The following is a 21,569-nucleotide window of genomic DNA, read 5'->3' as shown; positions in this document are numbered from 1 at the left end:
CGGGCCGGCACCCCGCGGTGGGGCCGCCGGTGCGCGGTTCATCGCTCCCACACCTTGAACGCCCTTACCTGGTAAGGGGATCGGGGCACCCAGGTGCCGCCGCCGGGGTAGGTGTTGTACTCGGCGGTCTCGGCGCACTCCGCGCTCTGGTACGTGGTGACCGGCCGGCCCATCCGGTTGGCGAACGAGGCGGCGCTGACACCCTTGGGCAAGGCGATGCAGCTCTCGATGTCCGTGTTGGACAGCTCGAAGGTCCTTCGCTTGCCGGCGAATTCCGCCCTCGGCCAGAGGCACAGCTGCCCCGCCGCGCACGCGCCCGACGCCGCTGCGGTGCGGCCGGTGGTGGCCGCATGCGCGGGGACGGTGCCGAGCGCGGTCGGAAGGGTGAGCGCGGCGGCCAGAGTGGCGAGGCCGGTGAACAGCGCGGTGGCGGTGGTGGTGGACGTGCGCAGACGCAGACGCATGGGAATCTCTCCCCCGTGAGGTACCTGACGTGTCGCGGCGGGCGGCTGCCCGCGGCGGGTTCGTCATCGACCTTCGCCGGGCCGCGGTGCGGTTGCCAAGGCCCGGCCGGGTCCACCACCCGGATCAGGTATGTGGACAAGCGGACCGGCCCGAAGTGGGGCTGTGGCGTACGAGGTTGACGCGGCGCGGAGCGGCCGGACGGGCCGCGGAAACCGTTCTTCGCTGCCGCCTGCCGGGGGCGGAGGCAGCGGCGTCACCTGTAATGCGCGCGGGGGCCGGGGCGGTTCCCGGCACGGCTCACCAGGATGAGGGATTCGACGTTGCGGAAGGGGTCAACTGCCGCTTGGTTACTGGCCGATGGGGCCGTGCGGCGGCCCGGATTGGGTGGTTGACGCGGCCGGCCCCGCGGATCCGCGACCGCGGCCAGGCATCCGCGGCCGGTACGGCGGCAGCGCATGCGACGGCGCGCGGCCGGCCGAGGAATGTCTCGACCGGCCGCGCGCCGGATGATGCGGGGCGGGCCCGGGCGTTCACCCGCCCCGGCGGCCCGGGTCAGATGTGGCCGACGCCGGCACCCGCCTCGGCGTTCGCTCCGCGCTTGGTGAAGAGCGCGACGACCGCGGCGACGACCGCGACACCGCAGGCGACGGTGAAGGCCAGGCCCATGCCGGACACGAAGGTGTCGTGCGCGACCGAGGTGATCTTCTGCGCGAACTCCGGCGGGGTGTGCTTCGGGACCGGCGCGATACCGGCCGAGACCGCGTCCGAGACCTTCGGCATCTGGGCGGGCGGGATCGGCGGGAGGCCGGCCGACTGCCACTTGCCCGGGAGGTCGTTCTCCACGCGGTTGGCCATCACGGCGCCGAGCACGGCCGTGCCAAGGCTGCCGCCGACCTGCATGGCGGCCTGCTGGAGGCCACCGGCGACACCGGAGAGCTCCAGGGGGGCGTTGCCGACGATGACCTCGGTGGCGCCGACCATGACGGGCGCGAGTCCCAGGCCGAGCAGCGCGAACCAGACGGACATCGGCCCGGTGCCGGTGGTGGTGTCCAGGCCGGACATGCCGTACATGGCGACCGCGGTGAGGACCATGCCACCGACCAGCGGGATGCGCGGGCCGAACTTGGTGATCAGCGCGCCCGCCAGCGGCGAGCCGACGATCATCATGCCGGTGAGCGGGAGGAGGTGGAGGCCGCTGTCCACGGGCTTCATGCCGTGGACGTTCTGCAGGTAGAACGTCACGAAGAACAGGCCGCCCATGAAGGCGAAGGCCATCAGCACCATCAGGATCGTGCCGGCGGTCAGCGGCACGGAGCGGAACATCCGCAGCGGGATGAGCGGTTCGCGGACCTTGCTCTCCAAGACGGCGAACAGCGCGAACAGGACCACGGCCCCGATCAGGAAGCCCCAGGTCTTCATGTCGCCCCAGCCCCAGTCGGTCGCCTTGATCAGCGGCCAGATGAGGCAGAACATCGCGGCGGAGAGCAGCACGATGCCGGGGACGTCGAACGAGCGGGGGCGTTCTCCGCGCGGTGGTCCTTGAGGATCACCAGGCCGAGGATCAGGGCCAGCACGCCGACCGGGACGTTGATGAAGAACACGGACTGCCAGTTGACGTGCTCGACCAGCAGTCCGCCGACTATCGGGCCGCCGGCGGTGGAGGCGCCGATGACCATGCCCCAGATGCCTATCGCCATGTTGAGCTTCTCGGCCGGGAAGGTGGCGCGCAGCAGGCCGAGGGCGGCGGGCATCAGCAGCGCGCCGAACAGGCCCTGGAACACGCGGAAGACGATGACCAGCGTGACCTGGCTGGAGAAGCCGATGGCTCCGGAGGCGGCGGCGAAACCGACGATGCCGATGAGGAAGGTCTGGCGGTGGCCGAACCGGTCACCGAGCTTTCCGGCGGTGATCAGCGAGACGGCCAGGGCGAGCATGTAGCCGTTGGTGATCCACTGCACGTCGGCGAACGAGGCGCCGAGGTCATCCTTGATCGCCGGGTTGGCGATGGCGACGATCGTGCCGTCCAGGGCCACCATCATGACGCCGATGGCGACGGAGAAGAGGGTCAGCCACGGATGGCCTCGCAGCCCCCTCGGGGGCTCCGGTACGGGAAGTTCCGGCGCGGCGTGGGCGACCGGGGTCTGGGAACTCATACTCAGAGGCTAATGTCAGCGACTGACAATTGACAAAGCAATTCATGAGTCGGTAACTGTCATCTCCCTCACAGGTAACCTGAGCAGCGAGAACACCACGGAAAGGCGGCGCAGGATGGCCACCTCGACGCCGCAGACGTCCCCCGTAGGCGGACTGCGCGAACGCAAGAAGCAGCGCACCCGCGACGCGCTGATCCGCGCGGCACTCGAACTGTTCACGGAGCAGGGCTACGAGGAGACGACCGTCGACGAGATCGCCGAGGCGGTGGACGTCTCCCAGAGGACCTACTTCCGGTACTTCGCCAACAAGGAGGACGTCGCCTTCGCGGTCCAGGAGATGGTCGAGGCCCGCTTCCTCGACGAACTGACCGCGCGCCCCGCCTCCGAGGACCCGCTGACGGCACTGCGCAGCGCGGTGATGGTGGCCTGGGACGACATCGGCAGCGCCATCGAGTCGGTGATCCCGGTGGAGCTGCACATGCGGACGTACCGGATGATCGAGTCCACACCCACGCTCGTGGCCTCCCATCTGCGGCGCTCCTCCGAACTGGAGGAGCGGATCGCGGGGTTGATCGCCCGGCGCGAGGGGCTGGACGTCGAGGCCGATCCGCGGCCGCGGGTGCTGGTCGCCGCGTTCTGCGGGGTGATGCGGGTGGCCGGCAAGGTGTGGGGCGAGGGCCCGGACTGCAGCGTGGCGTCCATCCGCGAGCTGACCCAGTCCTACCTGGACCACATCCAGCCGGCGATCGGCGGCGACTGGCGCTCCGCCCGCTGAGACCGAATCCCCCGCAACTGCCCGTAACGGACAGCCACCGTTGAGCAACCCATTAACCGCATGATGAGACCGCCCCTGCACGACTGAGCACGGGAAATCGGCAATTCATGTCCGGTTTGGTCGAAATACCCGCCGCGAAACGTGATATCACTCACGGGCCCGGCAGCTGGCCTGCCCCGTCTCCTAGGGTGGCCCGCGGTGACTTCCTTCCCGGGCCTGGGCCCCTCCTCCGGTTTTCTGCAGTCCACCGCCTGGCGTGCGGCACTCGCCTTGGCGGTGGTGTTCGTGATGCTCGCCATGACCGGCTGGACGGCCGTCAGAGGCACCAAGGACGACGCCAACCCCCTGGCCACGGCCAGAACCGCCTGGAAGCACGCCACCTTCCTCGGGCGTCCGCTGCCGACCCCAACGGCTCCCCGGCCACCCTGCGGACCTTCTTCGCCGCGCTCACCGGTGCCCAGAAGCAGCAGCTCGCCACCCGTTATCCGCTGGTCGTCGGCAACATGGGCGGCGCGCCCGTCGCACTGCGTTACCGCGCCAACCGGATGGCGCTCGACGACGCCCGTGTCGTGGAGAAGCGGCGGATGGCCGACCACCGGCTCACGCCCGTGGGCCGCCAGGAAGCCGGCCGGCTGATGCACCGCTTCGAGTCGATGATGAGCCCCGGGCGGCAGATCCTCGCCTTCGATCCGGCCGGCGGCGGCCGGGCCGCTGAGGTCTTCGGCAGCCTTCCGGCGGCGAAGCGGGTCTCCGTGGTGGTGCCCGGTGTGGACACCAATCTGTCGACCTTCGAACGGACCGCACGAGCCACCGTGGCGCCCGTCGGCATGGGGCGCTCCCTCTACGACGCCGAGCGCGCGGCCAAGCCGGGCGTGCGGACGGCCGTGATCGCCTGGGCCGACTACACCACGCCGTCCGGCCTCGGTGTCGAGGCCGCCACCGGAAACCTCGCCGAGGCCGGCGCGGTCCGGCTGCGCGCCCTGGTGAAGTCACTGCCGTCCTCCGACACCATCTCGCTGTTCTGCCACAGCTACGGCTCCGTGGTGTGCGGCGTCGCCGCCCGGCACCTGCCGGCGAACGTCGAGGACATCGCGGTCGCGGGCAGCCCCGGCATGCGGGCGGAAAGCCTCTCCGGGCTCGGCACCCACGCCCGGGTCTGGGCGATGCGGGACTCCGACGACTGGATCCAGGACGTGCCGTACCTGGAGGTCGGCGGGCTCGGTCACGGCGCCGACCCGGTCGATCCGTCCTTCGGCTCCCGGATCCTGTCCGCCGACGGCGCCGTCGGGCACGCCGGTTACTTCGCACCCGGCACCCGCAGCCTGCGCAACTTCGCTCTGGTCGGGGTCGGTTCGCTCGACTCGGTGGCCTGCGCGACCGACGACCCGCACTGCAGCACGGGCCTCGCCTGAGGTCCCGCGAGACGGCCGGTTCCCGCCGGTACGGCCCGGCGCCCGGGGACGGGCCGTGCCGACGGGAACCGTCCCCGGTGGCGAGCGCGTCCATGGAACAAGGGCCGGAAGCGGCCGGGCCGAAGGCGCGTGACGCGCGTAGTCCGGGCAGGCGCCTTCGAGGTGTCCGGAAGGGGGACGGGCGGGCAACCGCCCGCATACGATGAGCCGCATGGGTGATGTGCTGGCCGGTTTTCATGCCGTCTGGGAGTTCGACACGGACTCCGTACTCATCCGCTTCGAACGGGGGATCCGCAGGCCGAAGCTCTTCCAGGCGCTCGGCGAGCGACGCATTCCGTACGAGGCGCTGAGCTCGGTCGAGGTGTCCGAGGGCAGACGCGGCACGGTGGTGCTGCGCGCCGTGCCCCGGCCGGGCGCCGACCCCCTGATGGAGGCGGCGAACGGGCAACTCAAGGAGGAGGCCGATCCGTACCGGCTGGTGCTGCCGGCCGAGCGCGAGACGCTGGCGGAGTACTACGCCGACGAACTGCGCACGGTGCTGGGCCCCGACGCCAAGGAAGCGGCCGAGCGTCATCTGGTGACCGCACCGGAACCTCCGCTCCACTTCAAGGCGTACGACGGCAAGGCGTCCTTCGACGGCCGTTCGGTCGCGTTCCGCTGGTTCTGGACGGGGGCGTCGTCGGCGAAGTGGAAGTGCGGCGACCAGACCTTCACGGTGGGCGAGTTGGCCGGCGTCGAGTGGCGCTCGCCAGAGGTCTTCAACGGCTACCTCCGGCTGCTGGAACGCCGGGCGGGCGAGCCGGGGAAGGGCGAGGCCGATCAGGACCCGGCCGCCGTGGTGTTCGGGCTGGGGTACGGCCCGGTCCACGAGTCGCTGCCGTTCGCCGCCGCGGTACTGCAGGCGGTGCGCGCCGCCCAACCGGAGCAGGAGACCGCGGAGCGCGAACCGGTGTGCCGCCGGGCCGGGGACGCCCGCCGGGACCCGGCGGACATCGCGGACCGGATACGGCACCTGGGAGAGCTGCACGACGCCGGGCTGCTGACGGACGACGAGTTCAGCACGAAGAAGGCCGAACTGCTGGCGGAGTTGTAGGGCCCGGCTCCCCGCGGCCCGACCGCCTCGCCGCGGGGCGTACCGCGGTGTCGTACCGCGGTGGGTCATACCGTGGTACGGGCCGAAGGCCGAACCCTGGTATGACGCCCGGGCCCCGGCCGCCCGCTTAGATTGACTCCGCGATGAACGGACGATCCCCCACCCCAGCCCCCGAGGCGGCCCGCAGCGCCGAGCGCGAGCCGGCCCGGTCGAGAGCGCTGCGCGCCGCACGGCAGGCGCTGCGCATCCTCGCCGTCGAGCTCGGCACCCCGACCGAGCCCGGCACCCCGCTGTTCGCCGGTGTGCAGAACCCCTGGCTGCGCCGGGTGCCGTATCTCGTCGCCTTCACGTTCGCGGTGTCGCTGCTGCCGACGACCATCAACGTCCTCGGCAACGACTACGGCATGAACGGCGGTCTGGCCGGCGCGCTCGCCACCGCCCAGACCGTGCCCCTGATGCTGGCCGTGACCCGGCCGCTGCAGGCCTGGTGGGTGATCTTCGCCGCGGATGTCGTCTGTGCCCTGGCGCTCACCGGCGTTGACGGTGTGGCGGACCGCGCCTGGCCCTGGACGCCCCCGGTGATCGTCGGCTATCTCGCGCTGATGCTGGCGCTGTCCCTGCGCGAGCGCCGGCGCACCCTGATAGCCGTCTGGCTGACGACCGGCTTCGCCGGCATACTCTCCGAGGCGATCACCCCGGAGCGCAGCCAGAGCACCTGGGTGCTGATGTTCGTCCTCGCCGGTGTGATGCTGCTGATGGGCGCCACCCTGCGGGAACGGGGCGACGCACAGCGGAAGTTGATCGAGCAGGAGACCATCAGCGAGGCCGAGCGGGCCCGCCGGACGCTCCTGGAGGAGCGCACCCGGATCGCCCGCGAGCTGCACGACGTGGTCGCCCATCACATGTCGGTGATCACGGTCCAGGCGGACAGTGCTCCGTACCGCATCAGCGGGATACCCGAGGAGGCGCAGGAGGAGTTCGGGTCGATCGCCGCGACCGCGCGCGAGTCCCTGGCGGAGATGCGGCGGCTGCTCGGTGTGCTGCGCAGTGAGGAGACGGAACGGCAGGGCGGCCCGGAGAAGACCCCGCAGCCCGGCGTGGCGATGCTGCCGAAGCTGGTCGAGGGGACCGTACGTGCCGGTGTGCCGGTGGAGTTGGTGCTGCCGGAGGAGCCGGTGGCGCTCGAACCGGCGGTGGATCTGTCGGCGTACCGCATCGTGCAGGAGGCGCTGGCCAATGTGGTGCGGCACGCCCCCGGGGCGCAGACCCGGGTGTCGGTCATCCCGACCGCGGACCGCAGCCGGCTGACGGTGCTGATCGTCAACTCCGCCCCGCCCGTGGTGTCCGCGCCCTCCGCGCCGCTGGAGACGACCGGCACCGGCCACGGCCTGGTCGGGATGCGGGAGCGGGTGCGGCTGGTGGACGGTTCGCTCGACACCGGTCCGCTGCCCGACGGCGGCTTCCGGGTCGCGGCGCAGCTGCCCCTCGCGGCCACGCCCGGCACCGCCGCCCCCGGCTCTCCCCCACCTGGCTCTCCCTCACCTGGCACCGCCGCACCCGGCTCCTCCGCGCCCGGTTCCCCGGTGCCCGGTTCCGCCGCGTCCCCCTCGGCCCCTCCCCTCTCAGCGAAGGATTCCGGCTCTTCATGACCACGCGCGTGATCATCGTCGACGACCAGGCCATGGTGCGCGCGGGGTTCGCCGCGCTGCTCGCCGCGCAGAGCGACATCGATGTGGTGGGCGACGCCCCCGACGGTGTGCAGGGGGTGGAGCTGAGTCGTCGGACGCACCCCGATGTGGTGCTGATGGACGTCCGGATGCCGGAGATGGACGGGCTGGAGGCGGCCCGGCAACTGCTCAGTCCGCCGCCCGGTGTCACCCACCGCCCCAAGGTGCTCATGCTGACCACCTTCGACGTCGACGACTACGTCTACGAGGCGCTGCGCGCCGGGGCCTCGGGGTTCCTGCTGAAGGACGCCCCGCCGGCCGATCTGATCTCCGCGGTGCGCGTGGTGGCGGCGGGGGAGGCACTGCTGGCGCCGTCGGTGACCCGTCGGCTGATCGCCGATTTCGCCCGCCAGCGGCCGGCACCCCGCAAGGACCGGGCCTCGCTGCGGCTGAACGGCCTCACCCCGCGGGAGACCGAGGTGCTGGAGCTGATCGCCCGTGGCCTGTCGAACCAGGAGATCGCCGAGGCGCTGATCCTCGCCGAGCAGACCGTGAAGACCCACATCGGGCGGGTGCTGGCCAAGCTGGAACTGCGGGACCGCGCGCAGGCCGTGATCTTCGCGTACGAGTCGGGGCTGGTGGCGCCGGGGAGTGGCAGCTAGAGCGAGAGGCGGAGCTGCACTGGGAGCTCTTCCTGGAACTGCAGCGGAAGTTCACCCTGAAGCTGTAGTGGAAGCTCTCTGGAACTGCAATCGAGGCTCTCCTTGGAGCTGCGGTGGGAGCGGTAGGGCGACAGCTCTTGGCGGCCCCGGTTGCCGGCCTTCGCGTGGCCGGCAACCGGGGCCGCGGCCAGCCGTACGCCCCCTGACGCGACCCGCGTGCCCCGCGCACCCGCGCAACCCCTACGTTCCCCCTACGGCTCCCTCGCGCGCGCTCCTTCCTGAGGACGAGCGCGGTGCCGGACCCCTACCCCGGTATCACCCGGGAGTTGGCTCCGCGGTGTGACGCCGTGTCATACACCGTCTCCCTACCTTTCCTCCGCCACACCAACGGGAGAGGGAGACACACCATGTCCGTGCTGCGCACCGTCGCTCGACGCAGCAAGCGCACGCTGATCGCCGCCGCGCTCGCGGTGACCGTGGCCGCCGGAACCGGCGGCTGGGCGGCCGGTTCCGCGCAGACCGCGGTCACCGGCCCGCCGCCCGGTGCCGCCGCCTGGCGCGCCGACCACTCCCTCGGCATGGGGTTGCCGGACCCGGCGACCGCCCAACCCGCCGCCGTCGCCCGCTTCTTCGCCTCGCTGACCGACGCCCAGCAGCAGGCCCTCGCCGTCCGGCACCCGCTCACCGTGGGCAATCTCGACGGCGCCCCGATCGCCCTGCGGTACACGGCCAACTCCCTCGCACTGAAGGCGGAAAGGACCCGTCAGCTGGCCCGTGCCACGGATCCCGCGGGCACCCTCCAGGACCACCAGCAGGCCAGGAAGGCGGCCGACCGGTGTGCCGCACTGCTCAAGTCCGGCCGCCGGATCCTTGCCTTCGATCCGCGGGGACGTGGTCAAGTGGCGGAGGTCTACGGCGACTTGACCACCGCAGAGCACACCGCCGTGGTCGTGCCGGGCTCGGACATCGACCTGGGGTCGTTCGACCGCGCCAAGGACCCCTACGGCACACCGGCCGGGATGGCCAGGTCGCTGCGTACCCGGATGACCGCCGACGCGCCCGGGACGCGTACCGCCGTCATCGCCTGGGTCGGGTACACCACCCCGGTCGGCCTCGGTCCGGACGCCGCCACCGGCCGGCTCGCCGAGGCCGGTGCGCCCCGGCTGGCCCGCTTCCTGTCCGGGCTGACGGCCACCGGCGTGCCGGCGCCGGCCGTGCTGTGCCACAGCTACGGCTCAGTGGTCTGCGGGCTGGCCGTGCCTCGGCTGGGTGGTCGGGGCCGCATCGCCGACCTGATCGTCTTCGGCTCCCCCGGTATGCGCCGGGACGGCGTGGCGGAACTGCACACCTCCGCCCGGGTCTGGGCGGCCCGGGACGCGTCCGACTGGATCGGCGACATCCCGAACGTCGAGCTGCTGGGCCTCGGTCACGGCGAGGACCCCACCGACCCCGCCTTCGGCGCCCGGCACGTCTCCGCGACGCGCGCCGAGGGCCACACCGGCTACCTCGCCCCCGGTACGGACTCGCTCCGGAACTTCGCGGCCATCGCGCTGGGCCGGTACGGCCAGGTCAGCTGACCCGCACCAGCCGCGGGCGCGGAACGGCACGGCACGGCACGGCAGACCGCAGCACGGCGTGACATCTCGCCGTACGGCGCGGCACGGAGCACCACGGCGCACCCCCGGAGCGGCACGTAGTCGAGGCACCCGCCCCATGCCCCGCACCCCCGTACCCCCCGCACCACAGCGCCGCCCACCTTCAAGGCACCACTGCACCACCCATCGTCAGGACGCAGAGGCCAAGGACACCCATGAAAACCACAGACACCCTCCGCTCGGCCGTCCGCGCCATCGAGGCGCGTACCCCCGTGGAACGGGACCGGGCGATCGACGGGCTGCGGGCGCTCGCGCTGCTCGCGGTACCCACCGGCCACTGGCTGCTCGGTGGCTTCACCCTGGACGCCGACGGTGCGCTGCACAACGCCAGTCCGCTCACCACCTTCGGCGCTCTCGCGCCCGCCAGTTGGGTGCTGCAGATGCTCGGCATCTTCTTCCTGGTCGGCGGCTACGCCTCGGTGCTGTCCTACCGGCGCGCCATCGGGCGCGGCGGGTCCGTCGGCGGCTGGCTGCGCGGACGGCTCGTCAGGCTGGGCCGGCCGGTGCTCGGCGTCACCGCCGTATGGGCGGCGCTGCTGCCGCTGCTCTACAGCATGGGCGTGCCGGAGGCGACCCTGCGGACGGGCGCGACGCTGGTGATCCAGCCGCTGTGGTTCGTCGGCGTGTACGCGGCGATCACCGCGCTGACGCCGTACTGCGTCCGCGCGGCGCACCGTATGGGTGCCTGGGCCGCCGCGCCGCTGCTGGGGGCCGTGGCGGCGGTGGACTTCCTGCGTTACGGGCCGTTCGCCGACGCCATGCCGTCCTGGCTGAGCCTGCTGAACCTGCTCCCCGGCTGGATGTTCGCCTATCAGCTCGGCGTCTCCTGGGGCGAACGGCGGCTCGGCCGGCGGGCCGCCTGGACGCTGCTGTTCGGCGGGGCGGCGCTGTTCGCGGCGCTGCTGCTGTTCTTCCACTACCCGGCGAGCATGGTCGGCGTCCCCGGCCAGGACCGTACGAACTCGCATCCACCGTCGTTGCTGGTCCTGGCGCTGGCGGCGGCCCAGTCCGGCGCCGCGATCCTGCTCCGGGACCGGATCGCCGGCCTGCTGCGCCGGCCCGCCCTGTGGGCGCCGGTCGTGGTCATCAACCTGTCGGCGATGACGATCCTGTGCTGGCACCAGACGGCGATGCTGTCCGCGGCGGTGCCCGCGTCCTTCCTCGGAACGGTGCCCGGTCTGACCGTTGCGCCCGTCACGCCGGGGTGGATCCTCGTCCGGCTCGCCTGGCTGCCGGTCTTCGCCGTCGCCCTGCTGCTGATCGGCCGCAACACCCGCCGTTTCGAAGCCCCTTGGACGGGCGTCACCCGGGCCCGCCGCGCCCTCGCCGCGGTCCTGGCCACCGCGTTCGCGGCGTTCGCGCTGGGGCTGGCGTAGGACCGGGGTGCGGCTGCCCACGGCCCGGAAGGCCGGGGCACAGCTGCCCACGGCGCGACAGGCCGGGACGGCAGACCGGAGCCCGGAAGACCGGGGCGCGGCAGGCCAGGGCGCGGCTGCCCACCGCACGGCCGGCCGGGGCGTGCCCGCCGGACCATCCGGGCCCCGGGTCCCGGGCCCCCGGGCCGATCGCACGACACGCCCCACCCCACCGCGCCCCGCCCGCGCGAGGAGCTACAACTCCCGCACCAGCGTGCTACTCCCGGCCCGCCGACGTGTGCGTCATGTCCGCGTAGCGCTCGCCCGCCACCTTGTCGGCGATCGGTTCCAGCAGGGCCAGTTCCTCGTGGGTGAGCCGGACGCGGGTGGCGGCGGTGTTCTCCTCGACGCGGTGGCGCTTGCGGGTGCCGGGGATCGGGACGACGGCCAGGCGGTGCACGGCGGCCTGCTGCTGCACCCAGGCCAGGGCGATCTGGCCGAGCGTGGCGCCGTGGGCGTCCGCGACCGTCCGGACCGGCTCCAGCAGTGCGGCGTTGGCGGCCGCGTTGTCGCCGGTGAAGCGCGGCTGCGTACGGCGGAAGTCGTCCGCGCCGAGCTCCTGGTCGGCGTGCACGAACGCGCCGGTCAGGAAGCCGCGGCCGAGCGGCGAGTAGGGCACCAGGCCGACGCCGAGCTCGGCCGCGGCCGGCACCACGCCGGCCTCGATGTCCCGGCTGAAGAGGGACCACTCGGACTGGACGGCCGCGATCGGGTGGATGGCGTGCGCCGCGCGCAGTTCGCTCCCGGTCACCTCGCTCAGCCCCAGGTGCTTGACCTTGCCCTCGGCGACCAGTTCGGCCATCGCCCCGATCGACTCCTCCAAGGGGACGTCCGGCGTGCGGCGGTGCATGTAATAGAGGTCGATCTCGTCGACGCCCAGCCGCTTGAGGCTGCCTTCGACGGCCTGGCGGATGTACGCGCGGTCGTTGCGGATGATGCGCCGGTACGGGTCGTCCGGGGCGTCCGGGTCGGGGGAGATGGCGAACTTGGTGGCCAGGACGACCTTGTCGCGGTGCGCCCGTATGAAGGGGGCGATGAACTTCTCGTTCTCCCCGCGGCCGTACATGTCGGCCGTGTCGTAGAGCGTCACGCCCAGCTCCAGCGCGCGCTCCAGGGTGGCCCGCGCCTCGTCGGCGTCCGTGGGGCCGTAGGCGAAACTCATGCCCATACAGCCGAGGCCCTGCACCCCGACGCGGGGGCCGCCGGTGCCCAGCTCGACCGTCTCGATCTTCTCGCTACCCATGAGACCTCAGAACCTCTCGGACGCCCGCCGGGCGTCGGCGTAGATGTTGATCTTGTAGTCGAGGACATCCAGCGTGCTCTGCAGGTCCGCTATGCGCTGCCGCACGTCCTCGCGGTGCGCGGTCAGCAGCTGCTCACGCTCGGCGAAGGTGCTCTCGCCCAGCCGGACCAGCTCGGCGTAGCGGACCATGTCGGCGACCGGCATGCCGGTCAGTCGCAGCTTGGTGACCAGGCTCAGCCAGTCCAGATCGCGGTTGCTGAAGCGGCGCTGCCCGGTGTGCGTCCGGTCCACGTGCGGCATCAGCCCTATCCGCTCGTACCAGCGGAGGGTGTGGGCGCTGAGCCCGGTGTGCTCCGCGACCTCGCTGATCGTGTACCGGTCCTGGCCGGTGGGCTTGGGGTGCGGGGGCGGCGGGGTGGCGCAGTTGGGGGCCTGCGCCGGCCGTTCGGCGGTCGCTGCCACGCCGCTCGTCACCGGTTCGCTCTGCGTGACCGTCATGCCCCGTCTCCCCTGTTTCGCCGGATTGCTCTCGACTTCGCCGCGGACCTCGCGGCTTTCGCCGGACGCCTTGCGACGTCGTCAACGCTAGAGACTTCGAGCGCACTCCAAGCAAGCGCGGATCGGGCGCAGACTTGACCTGAATTTGGGGAGGTTAGGCTCGGAGCATGCAGAGCCTGCGGATGATCGAGAACTGGCCGGTGCCCACCGCTGCGGCCGCCGTCGTACGAGCCGACGGGTCGGTGACCGGATCGTACGGTCCTCTGGAGCAGCGGTTCCCGCTGGCGTCGGTGACCAAGCCGCTGGCCGCGTACGCCGCCCTGCTGGCCGTGGAGGAGGGCGCCGTCGAGCTGGACGAGCCGGCCGGTCCCGAGGGTTCCACGGTCCGTCATCTGCTCGCACACACCTCGGGGCTCGCCTTCGACGAGCAGCGCGTGATGGCCGCCCCCGGCACCCGCCGGATCTACTCCAACACCGGCTTCGAGGTGCTGGGCGACCACATCGCCAAGGCGACCGACATCCCCTTCCCGCAGTATCTGCACGAGGCGGTTCTCCAGCCGCTCGGCATGACCGCGACGGAACTGCCCGGCTCGCCCGCCAAGGACGGCGTCTCCACGGTCGCCGACCTGATCCGGTTCGCGGCCGAGCTGCAGGCGCCGCGGCTGCTCGCACCGCAGACGCTCGCCGAGGCGACGCAGGTGGTCTTCCCCGGGCTGACGGGTGTGCTGCCGGGCTACGGCCACCAGAAGCCGAACGACTGGGGCTGGGTTTCGAGATCCGCGACGGCAAGTCGCCGCACTGGACCGGCGCCGGCTCCTCGCCGCGCACCTACGGGCACTTCGGGCAGTCCGGGACGTTCCTGTGGGTGGACCCGGATGCCGGGGCCGCCTGTGTGGCGCTGACCGACCGGGCCTTCGGACCGTGGGCGATCGAGGTCTGGCCGAAGCTGACCGACGCGGTGCTGGACGAGCTGGCGCGGTCGGCCTAACACGGGCCGGCGGCCGACCGCGTCCCCATAGGAGCGACGGCCGCTGCCCGCCTCACCCGTAGGCCGGCTCCGGCCCCATCTCCCACATCAGGCACTCCGACGCCGTCAGCGCCGTCAGCTCCAGCTCGGTCCCGTCCGTGATCCGCGCCGCGTCGCCCGCCTCCAGGCGCTGCCCGCCGATCGCGATCGCGCCCCGCACGACGTGCACGTACACCCGCTCCGCGGCCGGGACGGCGGTGCGCTCGCCTTCCGTGAGACGGCGCACATGCAGCAGGGCGCCGGCCCGCGGGACCGCGTACGGAGTGCCGTCGGCGATGCCGCGGACGATCTCGTACGCCGGCTCCCCACCGAATTCGCGCGGCGCCAGCCACATCTGCACGAAGCGCAGCGGGGCCCCGCCCGCGTTGCGCTCCACGTGCCGTACGCCGCCGGCGGAGCTGAGCCGCTGAAGATCGCCGGAGCGTACCGTGGTCTCGTGACCGGCCGAGTCGCGGTGGGTCAGCTCACCCTCGACCACCCAGGTCACGATCTCGGTGTCGCGGTGCGGATGCTCGTCGAAGCCGGCGCCGGCCGCCAGCCGCTCCTCATTGCAGGCGATAAGCGCCCCGAAGCGCAGATTGTCCGGGTCGAAGTGGGGCCCGAAGGAGAATGCGTGCAGTGACTCGATCCCGGCGTCCGGATCGCCGCCCCGATAGCGTTCCTCGCCCCTGCGCACCTGAATCATGGGCCCACGGTAGCCCCGCCCCCTCACCTCCTCGCCCCGATAGTGCAGGCTTGTCCCGTGTCTGAACCCGCATCGCGCGACGCGCACCCGCACTCCGCGACCCTCCGGCGGCTGGAGAATTCCTCCGGCACGCTGGCGGCCGCGGCCATCGCCCGCATGGACGCCACGCTGCCGTGGTACCGCGCGATGCCCCGGAGAACCGCTCCTGGATCGGCCTGGTCGCCCAGGCCGGTATCGCCGCTTTCACCGAGTGGTTCCGGCATCCGGAGACCCCGCAGGCGATCAGTACCGACGTCTTCGGCACCGCGCCGCGCGAGCTGACCCGGGCGATCACGCTGCGCCAGACCGTCGAGATGGTCCGGACGACCATCGAGGTCATGGAGGCGGCGATCGACGAGGTCGCGGCCCCCGGCGACGAGTCCGTGCTGCGCGAGGCGCTCCTGGTGTACGCCCGGGAGATCGCCTTCGCCACCGCCCAGGTGTACGCGCAGGCCGCCGAGGCCCGCGGCGCCTGGGACGCCCGCCTGGAGTCGCTCGTGGTCAACGCGGTGCTCTCGGGGGAGGCCGACGAGGGCGCGGTCTCCCGGGCGGCGGCGCTGGGCTGGAACTCCCCCGAGCACGTCTGCGTGGTGCTGGGCACCGCCCCGGACGGCGACAGCGAGCTGACCGTGGAGGCGATCCGGCGGGCCGCCCGGCACGCCAAGCTCCAGGTGCTGACCGGCGTGCTGGGCTCGCGCCTGGTGGTGATCGCGGGCGGTTCGGACAATCCGCTCAAGGCGGCGAAGGCGCTGATCGGCCCGTATGCCGCCGGCCCCGTGGTGGCCGGTCCGGTGGTCTCCGACCTCCTGGCGGCGACCCGTTCCGCGCAGGCCGCGGCGGCCGGTCTGCGGGCGTGCGCGGCCTGGCCGGACGCCCCGCGCCCGGTGCTCGCGGACGATCTACTTCCGGAACGCGCGATGGCCTCGGACCCGGTCGCGCGGGAGCAGTTGGTGGAGGAGATCTACAGACCGCTGGAGGAAGCCGGGTCGGCACTCCTGGAGACGCTGAGCGTCTATCTTGAGCAGGCGAGCAGTCTGGAGGGCGCGGCCCGGATGCTGTTCGTCCACCCCAACACCGTGCGCTATCGGCTGCGACGTGTGACGGACGTCACCGGGTGGTCACCCTCCGATGTGCGCTCGGCCTTCACCCTCCGTATCGCGCTGATTCTGGGGCGTCTGGCTGACGGTGAGGCGCAACTCTAGACTTTTGTCGGAGACCAACAATTACCCCGATGGTTCTTCGTCCTTGTCCCCACGGGCGGGCGGAACCACCCACAAGAGAGAGTGTGAGGGTGCTCGTACTCGTCGCTCCCGGCCAAGGCGCCCAGACGCCCGGCTTCCTGACCCCCTGGCTCGACCTCCCCGGTGTCGAAGACCGGCTCCGTGAGTGGTCGGCCGCCATCGACCTCGACCTGGTCCACTACGGCACGAAGGCGGACGAAGAGGAAATCCGCGACACCGCGGTGGCGCAGCCGCTGCTGGTGGCGTCCGCCCTGATCTCCGCCCGTCAGCTGTTCGCGACGGCCGACGACGTCTCCTCCAAGGTCGGCGCCGCGGCGGGCCACAGCGTCGGCGAGCTCGCCGCCGCCGCGCTGACCGGCACGCTCTCCGACGAGGCCGCGATGGGGCTGGTACGCCGCCGCGGCCTGGCGATGGCCGAGGCCGCCGCGGTCACCGAGACCGGCATGGCCGCGCTGCTGGGCGGCGACGAGGACGTCGTCATCCCGCATCTGGAGCGGCTGGGCCTCACCCCGGCGAACGTCAACGGCGCCGGCCAGATCGTCGCGGCCGGCACCGCCGAGCAGATCGCCGCGCTGGTCGAGAACAAGCCGGAAGGCACTCGCCGGGTCGTACCGCTGAAGGTGGCCGGCGCGTTCCATACTCACCACATGGCACCCGCCGTCTCCGCGCTGGAATCCGCGACCGCTTCGCTGTCGGTCGCCGATCCGCACACCCGTTACGTCTCCAACAAGGACGGGCAGCTGGTCTCCTCCGGTCAGGAACTGGTGCAGCGGCTGGTCGGCCAGGTGGCCAACCCCGTGCGCTGGGACCTGTGCATGGAGACCTTCAAGGCGCTCGGCGTCACCGCGCTCATCGAGGCCGCCCCGGCGGCACGCTCACCGGCCTGGCCAAGCGCGCCCTGCCCGGCGTGCGGACCCTCGCCCTCAAGTCGCCCGACGACCTCGACGCGGCCCGCACGCTGATCGCCGAGGCGTCCGCCGCCACCGCTGCTGGCTCGGCACCGGCCGAATAGGAGTCCGAAGCGCATGACCTCGAAGATCAAGCCCTCCAAGGGCGCTCCGTACGCCCGGATCATGGGCGTCGGCGGCTACCGGCCGACCCGTGTCGTGCCCAACGAGGAGATCCTCAAGCACATCGACTCGTCCGACGAGTGGATCCGCTCGCGGTCCGGCATCGCGACCCGCCACTGGGCGGGCCCCGAGGAGACCGTGGCGCAGATGTCGGTCGAGGCGTCCGGCAAGGCCATCGCCGACGCCGGCATCACGCCCGAGCAGATCGGTGCCGTGATCGTCTCCACCGTCTCGCACTTCAAGCAGACCCCGGCGATCGCGACCGAGATCGCGCACCGCATCGGCGCCGGCAAGCCGGCCGCCTTCGACATCTCGGCGGGCTGCGCGGGCTTCGGCTACGGACTGACCCTCGCCAAGGGCCTGGTGACGGAGGGTTCGGCGGAGTACGTCCTGGTCATCGGCGTCGAGCGGCTGTCGGACCTGACCGACCTGGAGGACCGCGCGACGGCCTTCCTGTTCGGTGACGGCGCCGGCGCCGTGGTCGTCGGCCCGGCCAACGAGCCGGAGATCGGCCCGACGGTCTGGGGCTCGGAGGGCGACAAGGCCGACACGATCAAGCAGACCCTCGGCTGGGACGTCTACCGTTCCACGCCGTTCCCCGGGGGCGACGGGCCCGAGGCGCGCCCCGCCCTGGAGGAGATCCGGTACCCCGCCATCACCCAGGAGGGCCAGTCGGTCTTCCGGTGGGCGGTGTTCGAGATGGCGAAGGTCGCCCAGCAGGCGCTGGACGCGGCCGGAGTCAGCCCGGACGACCTGGACGTCTTCATCCCGCACCAGGCCAACATGCGGATCATCGACTCGATGGTGAAGACTCTGAAGCTGCCGGAGAGCGTGACGGTCGCCCGCGACGTGGAGACCACCGGCAACACCTCGGCCGCCTCCATTCCGCTCGCCATGGAGCGGCTGTTGGCGACCGGACAGGCCAAGAGCGGCGACACCGCGCTGGTCATCGGCTTCGGGGCGGGTCTCGTGTACGCCGCGACGGTCGTTACCCTCCCCTAGGCAAGATCTGCGCAGCACCGTCCGTCTCCGGACGTGCCGGGCGCCGCACGGATCTTCACCGCAAGTAACGCAGTTTCCCCTTAAAATGACCGAAGGAGCGCCATCATGGCCGCCACTCAGGAAGAGATCGTCGCCGGTCTCGCCGAGATCGTGAACGAGATCGCCGGGATCCCCACCGAGGACGTCCAGGTGGACAAGTCCTTCACCGACGACCTGGACGTTGACTCGCTGTCCATGGTCGAGGTCGTCGTCGCCGCCGAAGAGCGCTTCGACGTGAAGATCCCGGACGACGACGTCAAGAACCTCAAGACCGTCGGCGACGCGACCGACTACATCCTCAAGCACCAGAGCTGATCCAGCTCCCGCGCATGTCGCCACCCTGCGGTGGCGCCGTCGATTCAGACCCCTCTACCCGTGGAGTAAGAATTCCCGTGAACGCGACCAATCGCACCGTGGTCGTCACCGGTATCGGCGCAACCACACCGCTGGGTGGCGACAGCGCTTCGACCTGGCAGGCCCTGCTCGCCGGACGCTCCGGTGTCAGCCCTCTCGAACAGGACTGGGCTGCCGACCTGCCCGTCAAGATCGCCGCTCAGGCGGCCGTCGACCCGGCGGAGGTCCTTCCCCGGGCTCAGGCGCGCAAGCTGGACCGTTCGGCGCAGTTCGCGCTGATCGCCGCCCGCGAGGCCTGGGCGGACGCCGGTTTCACCGCCAGGGCCGGTGAGCCCGACGCCGCCGCCGGCGCGGCCGGTTCGATCAACCCGGACCGGCTGGGCACCGTCATCGCCTCCGGCATCGGCGGCGTGACCACCCTGCTCGGCCAGTACGACATCCTGCGGGAGAAGGGCGTGCGCCGCGTCTCCCCGCACACGGTGCCGATGCTGATGCCCAACGGCCCGTCCGCCAACGTCGGCCTGGACGTGAACGCCCGCGCGGGTGTGCACACCCCGGTCAGCGCCTGTGCGTCCGGCTCGGAGGCGATCGGCTACGCCATCGAGATGATCCGTACGGGCCGTGCCGACATCGTCGTCGCGGGCGGTACGGAGGCGGCCATCCACCCGCTGCCGATCGCCGCGTTCGGCAACATGATGGCGATGTCCAAGAACAACGAGGACCCGCAGGGCGCCTCCCGCCCGTTCGACGTCGCCCGCAACGGCTTCGTCCTCGGTGAGGGCGCCGGCGTGATCGTCCTGGAGTCGGCCGAGCACGCCGCCAAGCGCGGCGCCAAGGTCTACGCCGAGGCCGTCGGCCAGGGCGTCTCCGCGGACAGCCACGACATCGTGCAGCCCGAGCCGTCCGGCAACGGCATCGCGCACGCCCTGCAGAACCTCCTCGACGGCAGCGACCTCGACCCGGCCGAGATCGTGCACGTCAACGCGCACGCCACGTCCACGCCGCAGGGCGACCTGGCCGAACTGAAGGCGCTGCGCAAGGTCTTCGGCGACGACACCGACCACATGGCGGTCTCCGCCACCAAGTCGATGACCGGTCACCTCCTGGGCGGCGCGGGCGGCGTCGAGACGGTCGCCGCCATCCTGGCGCTGTACCACCGGGTGGCGCCGCCGACCATCAACATCGACGAGCTCGACCCGGAGGTCGACGTGGACATCGTCCGCGGTGAGGCCCGCAAGCTCCCGGCCGAGGGCCGGATCGCGGCGCTGAACGACTCGTTCGGCTTCGGCGGCCACAACGTCGTGCTCGCCTTCCGCACGGTCTGAGGCGCGCCGGCAGACGCGTAGGAGGGCCCGCCCGGTGACGTTCACCGGGCGGGCCCTCCGTCATTCCCGGGCCGGCGTTCCGAGCCGGTTTCCGCCGCTCTCAGTCGTCGAAGCTGGCGAAGTACGCCGCCGCGCCGTCCTCGCCGCCGTGCCCCTGCGCCTCGGCCCGGCGAAAGCGCTCGGCCGCCGCCTGCGCCAGATCCACCCGTACGCCGGCCCGGTGGGCGGCCTCGGTGATCAGGCGGGTGTCCTTGCGGGCGGCGGAGACGGTGAAGCTCGCGGGGTACTCACCGGACAGGATGAGCTCGGACTTCATCCGCAGATACGGCACGTCCAGCGCCCCGCCGGCCACCGCCGCGAGCACCTCGCGCGGGTCCACGCCGAGTCCCTTGGCCAGCGCCATGGTCTCCCCCGTGCCGGTGATGAGCGTCATCACCCAGTTGTTGACGACCAGTTTGAGCCGGCTGGCGGCCCCGCTCGCGCCGTCCTCGCCCACCCACTGGGTGCGGCTGCCGACGATCCCGAAGACCCGCTCGGCGCGCTCCCGCACCTCTGGTGCGCCGGCCGCCAGAATCGTCAACTCCCCCTTCTCGGCAGGTGCCTTGGTGCCCAATACGGGGGCGTCGACGAACCGCAGTCCGTGGTCGTCGGCGAAACGGGCGAGCGGGTCGAGCGCCTCGTCGCCCACCGTGCTCATCTGGAGCCAGAGGGCGCCGGCGGGCAGCGCCGGGGCGGCCTGCCGCACCGCGTCGAGGACGGCGTCACCGTCGAGCAGCATGGTGAGCACCACATCGGCGCCGTCCACCGCCTCGGCGGGCGTGTCGGCGATGCGGACCCCGTCGGCCGCCAGCGGCTCGGCCCTGGCCCGGGTACGGTTCCAGGCGCGGACGTCCAGCCCGGCCCGGGCGAGGTTGCGTGCCATCGCCGCGCCCATGATTCCGGTACCCAGGACGGCTACTGACAGCGTGTCGGGAGAGTTGTTGTCGGCCATGAGGGCACGCTAAGTCTTAGAGCGCACTCCAGGACAACCGCGGCGGCGTGTCGCCCTTCGGGCGCCGCGGCGGTGGCGTCGGACGACGTGGGGCATGCAGCGCACGGGGCGCCTCACACCTCAGACGACCTGGTGCAGCCAGCGCACGGGGGCGCCCTCGCCGGCGTACCGGAAGGGCTCCAGTTCGTCGTCCCAGGGCTTGCCGAGGAGTTTGGCGACCTCGGCGGCCAGCTCGGTCTCGCCGCGCGCGGAGCGGGCGACGGCGGCGCGCAGCCGGTCCTCGGGGATCAGGATGTCGCCGTGGATGCCCGTGACGGCGTGGAAGATGCCCAGGTCAGGGGTGGAGCTGTAGCGCTCGCCCTCGGCGCTGGCGCAGGGTTCCGCGGTCACCTCGAAGCGCAGCAGGTGCCAGCCGCGCAGCGCGGAGGCCAGCTTGGAGGCCGTACCGGCCTCGCCCTGCCAGGAGAATTCGGCTCTCCACGTGCCCGGCGATGCCGGCTGCCGGATCCAGTCGAGGTTGACGCGCACCCCGAGGACGCCCGCCACGGCCCATTCGACGTGCGGGCACAGCGCGCGCGGAGCGGAGTGGACGTACAGAACTCCACGTGTCGTCACCGGGACCTCCAGTGCGGTTCGAGGTTCGCCTTCCCCAGCGGCCTCGTGCCCGTTCCGGTTGCGGCCGGGACAGTTGTCATTCTGCCCCAGTGATCACTTCGGCACCAGCCTGCGAGGTGACCTACAGTAAACACCATTAGGCG

General features: G+C 72.0%; 15 protein-coding genes and 5 pseudogenes. 13 read left to right on the top strand and 7 right to left on the bottom strand.

Translation table 11 applies throughout. The annotated features are described in order from the left end of the window. Nucleotides 1-38: 38 nt before the first annotated feature. Nucleotides 39-464 (bottom strand): peptidase inhibitor family I36 protein, encoded by a 426-nt coding sequence (locus tag OJ254_RS16170; RefSeq protein ID WP_265362886.1) that lies wholly within the window; start codon nucleotides 462-464, stop codon nucleotides 39-41. A 553-nt stretch (nucleotides 465-1,017) separates the two neighbouring features. Further along, a pseudogene (locus OJ254_RS16165) lies at nucleotides 1,018-2,618 on the bottom strand (MFS transporter). 115 nt (nucleotides 2,619-2,733) lie between these two features. On the opposite strand from OJ254_RS16165, the gene OJ254_RS16160 reads away from it, so the two are divergent. The 7 genes and pseudogenes from OJ254_RS16160 (at nucleotide 2,734) to OJ254_RS16130 (ending at nucleotide 11,258) form a co-directional block, all read left to right on the top strand. Next, nucleotides 2,734-3,393 (top strand): TetR/AcrR family transcriptional regulator, encoded by a 660-nt coding sequence (locus OJ254_RS16160; RefSeq protein WP_265362885.1) that lies wholly within the window; start codon nucleotides 2,734-2,736, stop codon nucleotides 3,391-3,393. Between the two features lie 198 nt (nucleotides 3,394-3,591). After that, nucleotides 3,592-4,805, top strand: a pseudogene (locus OJ254_RS16155) (alpha/beta hydrolase). Between the two features lie 211 nt (nucleotides 4,806-5,016). Continuing rightward, nucleotides 5,017-5,898, top strand: coding sequence for a DUF4429 domain-containing protein (locus OJ254_RS16150; RefSeq protein WP_265362884.1), 882 nt, complete (start codon nucleotides 5,017-5,019; stop codon nucleotides 5,896-5,898). A gap of 143 nt (nucleotides 5,899-6,041) precedes the next feature. Further along, nucleotides 6,042-7,547 carry a sensor histidine kinase gene (locus OJ254_RS16145; protein ID WP_265362883.1) on the top strand — a complete coding sequence of 502 codons (1,506 nt, stop codon included), beginning with the start codon at nucleotides 6,042-6,044 and terminating at the stop codon, nucleotides 7,545-7,547. Beyond that, nucleotides 7,544-8,227, top strand: coding sequence for a response regulator (locus tag OJ254_RS16140; protein ID WP_261951741.1), 684 nt, complete (start codon nucleotides 7,544-7,546; stop codon nucleotides 8,225-8,227). Before OJ254_RS16145 ends, OJ254_RS16140 begins: the two co-directional genes overlap by 4 nt. A 407-nt stretch (nucleotides 8,228-8,634) precedes the next feature. Next, on the top strand, nucleotides 8,635-9,804 hold the full coding sequence (locus OJ254_RS16135) for an alpha/beta hydrolase (protein WP_265362882.1): 1,170 nt from the start codon (nucleotides 8,635-8,637) through the stop codon (nucleotides 9,802-9,804). 233 nt (nucleotides 9,805-10,037) lie between these two features. After that, nucleotides 10,038-11,258: an acyltransferase family protein gene (locus tag OJ254_RS16130; protein ID WP_265362881.1), complete on the top strand. Its 1,221-nt coding sequence runs from the start codon at nucleotides 10,038-10,040 to the stop codon at nucleotides 11,256-11,258. Nucleotides 11,259-11,514: 256 nt separating this feature from the next. Here OJ254_RS16130 and OJ254_RS16125 read toward each other — a convergent pair whose 3' ends face one another. Both OJ254_RS16125 and OJ254_RS16120 read right to left on the bottom strand, forming a co-directional pair. After that, on the bottom strand, nucleotides 11,515-12,540 hold the full coding sequence (locus OJ254_RS16125) for an aldo/keto reductase (protein ID WP_265362880.1): 1,026 nt from the start codon (nucleotides 12,538-12,540) through the stop codon (nucleotides 11,515-11,517). 6 nt (nucleotides 12,541-12,546) lie between these two features. Next, on the bottom strand, nucleotides 12,547-13,038 hold the full coding sequence (locus tag OJ254_RS16120; protein WP_265362878.1) for a MerR family transcriptional regulator: 492 nt from the start codon (nucleotides 13,036-13,038) through the stop codon (nucleotides 12,547-12,549). A 167-nt stretch (nucleotides 13,039-13,205) separates the two neighbouring features. Between OJ254_RS16120 and OJ254_RS16115 the strand changes: the two are divergent. Further along, nucleotides 13,206-14,026: pseudogene (locus OJ254_RS16115) on the top strand (serine hydrolase domain-containing protein). 52 nt (nucleotides 14,027-14,078) lie between these two features. On the opposite strand, the gene OJ254_RS16110 reads toward OJ254_RS16115, so the two are convergent. After that, nucleotides 14,079-14,750, bottom strand: a complete 672-nt coding sequence (locus tag OJ254_RS16110) for a pirin family protein (RefSeq protein ID WP_265362877.1) — start codon at nucleotides 14,748-14,750, stop codon at nucleotides 14,079-14,081. 57 nt (nucleotides 14,751-14,807) lie between these two features. Here OJ254_RS16110 and OJ254_RS16105 point away from each other — a divergent pair. The 5 genes and pseudogenes from OJ254_RS16105 to OJ254_RS16085 all read left to right on the top strand — a co-directional run bounded on the left by OJ254_RS16105 (nucleotide 14,808) and on the right by OJ254_RS16085 (nucleotide 19,820). Continuing rightward, nucleotides 14,808-15,991 (top strand): annotated as a pseudogene (locus OJ254_RS16105) (PucR family transcriptional regulator). 89 nt (nucleotides 15,992-16,080) lie between these two features. Next, a pseudogene (locus tag OJ254_RS16100) lies at nucleotides 16,081-17,042 on the top strand (ACP S-malonyltransferase). 13 nt (nucleotides 17,043-17,055) lie between these two features. Next, a complete protein-coding gene (locus tag OJ254_RS16095; RefSeq protein ID WP_261951733.1) occupies nucleotides 17,056-18,102 on the top strand; it encodes a ketoacyl-ACP synthase III in 1,047 nt (348 codons plus the stop codon). A gap of 105 nt (nucleotides 18,103-18,207) precedes the next feature. Continuing rightward, nucleotides 18,208-18,456, top strand: a complete 249-nt coding sequence (locus OJ254_RS16090; protein ID WP_006605825.1) for an acyl carrier protein — start codon at nucleotides 18,208-18,210, stop codon at nucleotides 18,454-18,456. A gap of 77 nt (nucleotides 18,457-18,533) precedes the next feature. Further along, complete coding sequence (locus OJ254_RS16085) at nucleotides 18,534-19,820, top strand: beta-ketoacyl-[acyl-carrier-protein] synthase family protein (protein WP_265362876.1); 1,287 nt, start codon at nucleotides 18,534-18,536, stop codon at nucleotides 19,818-19,820. Between the two features lie 100 nt (nucleotides 19,821-19,920). Here the strand turns inward: OJ254_RS16085 and OJ254_RS16080 are convergent, their stop codons facing one another. Both OJ254_RS16080 and OJ254_RS16075 read right to left on the bottom strand, forming a co-directional pair. Next, complete coding sequence (locus OJ254_RS16080; protein ID WP_265362875.1) at nucleotides 19,921-20,811, bottom strand: NAD(P)-dependent oxidoreductase; 891 nt, start codon at nucleotides 20,809-20,811, stop codon at nucleotides 19,921-19,923. A 120-nt stretch (nucleotides 20,812-20,931) separates the two neighbouring features. Then, complete coding sequence (locus OJ254_RS16075; RefSeq protein ID WP_265362874.1) at nucleotides 20,932-21,426, bottom strand: DUF3145 domain-containing protein; 495 nt, start codon at nucleotides 21,424-21,426, stop codon at nucleotides 20,932-20,934. Nucleotides 21,427-21,569 lie beyond the last annotated feature (143 nt).

Origin of the sequence: Streptomyces endophytica, assembly GCF_026153355.1 — a bacterium.
GTDB lineage: Bacteria > Actinomycetota > Actinomycetes > Streptomycetales > Streptomycetaceae > Streptomyces > Streptomyces endophytica.
This window is presented reverse-complemented; position numbering and strand designations above follow the sequence as displayed.

Bases quoted from the DNA above. Each gene is read 5' to 3' on its own strand.
- OJ254_RS16170 (WP_265362886.1), bottom strand. From the start codon at position 464: ATGCGTCTGCGTCTGCGCACGTCCACCACCACCGCCACCGCGCTGTTC.
- OJ254_RS16160 (WP_265362885.1), top strand. From the start codon at position 2,734: ATGGCCACCTCGACGCCGCAGACGTCCCCCGTAGGCGGACTGCGCGAA.
- OJ254_RS16150 (WP_265362884.1), top strand. From the start codon at position 5,017: ATGGGTGATGTGCTGGCCGGTTTTCATGCCGTCTGGGAGTTCGACACG.
- OJ254_RS16145 (WP_265362883.1), top strand. From the start codon at position 6,042: ATGAACGGACGATCCCCCACCCCAGCCCCCGAGGCGGCCCGCAGCGCC.
- OJ254_RS16140 (WP_261951741.1), top strand. From the start codon at position 7,544: ATGACCACGCGCGTGATCATCGTCGACGACCAGGCCATGGTGCGCGCG.
- OJ254_RS16135 (WP_265362882.1), top strand. From the start codon at position 8,635: ATGTCCGTGCTGCGCACCGTCGCTCGACGCAGCAAGCGCACGCTGATC.
- OJ254_RS16130 (WP_265362881.1), top strand. From the start codon at position 10,038: ATGAAAACCACAGACACCCTCCGCTCGGCCGTCCGCGCCATCGAGGCG.
- OJ254_RS16125 (WP_265362880.1), bottom strand. From the start codon at position 12,540: ATGGGTAGCGAGAAGATCGAGACGGTCGAGCTGGGCACCGGCGGCCCC.
- OJ254_RS16120 (WP_265362878.1), bottom strand. From the start codon at position 13,038: ATGACGGTCACGCAGAGCGAACCGGTGACGAGCGGCGTGGCAGCGACC.
- OJ254_RS16110 (WP_265362877.1), bottom strand. From the start codon at position 14,750: ATGATTCAGGTGCGCAGGGGCGAGGAACGCTATCGGGGCGGCGATCCG.
- OJ254_RS16095 (WP_261951733.1), top strand. From the start codon at position 17,056: ATGACCTCGAAGATCAAGCCCTCCAAGGGCGCTCCGTACGCCCGGATC.
- OJ254_RS16090 (WP_006605825.1), top strand. From the start codon at position 18,208: ATGGCCGCCACTCAGGAAGAGATCGTCGCCGGTCTCGCCGAGATCGTG.
- OJ254_RS16080 (WP_265362875.1), bottom strand. From the start codon at position 20,811: ATGGCCGACAACAACTCTCCCGACACGCTGTCAGTAGCCGTCCTGGGT.